The organism is Oceanivirga salmonicida (assembly GCF_001517915.1).
Classification (GTDB): domain Bacteria; phylum Fusobacteriota; class Fusobacteriia; order Fusobacteriales; family Leptotrichiaceae; genus Oceanivirga; species Oceanivirga salmonicida.
In genome coordinates this window covers 1-308 of the sequence record NZ_LOQI01000214.1, presented here as the reverse complement: position 1 = coordinate 308, position 308 = coordinate 1, and the positions used below count along the sequence as shown (strand labels likewise).

The 308-nt window shown below is 21.4% G+C and carries 1 protein-coding gene; it reads left to right on the top strand.

Going from position 1 to position 308, the window contains the following annotated elements; all coding sequences use genetic code 11:
* A partial coding sequence (locus AWT72_RS09930; protein ID WP_197407685.1) for a hypothetical protein occupies nucleotides 1–307 on the top strand: 307 nt, incomplete at its 5' end.
* Between the last annotated feature and the right edge of the window lies 1 nt (nucleotide 308).

The following is a 308-nucleotide window of genomic DNA, read 5'->3' as shown; positions in this document are numbered from 1 at the left end:
TGAATATATCCAAAAGAATAAAGAAAGAATATTTAAAATATTCTTAAATGATAATTGGAAAAATGGAGAAGCTGTTAAATTTGAATTAGATGTATTAAGAAATATTGATTTTAATAAAAAAAATCATAAATTCTATTTTCGTAAAGATGGTAATGCAAATATTAAAAATTATGCCATTACACCAATTTACGGAGATAATTCAAAAGAATATCTAGAAATACAAGAAAGAGAAAAGCAATTTTTTAATAAAGAAATAAAGTATGAAGATATAGATTGGGGAAAATATATAGAGCATATGGGAGATTAAA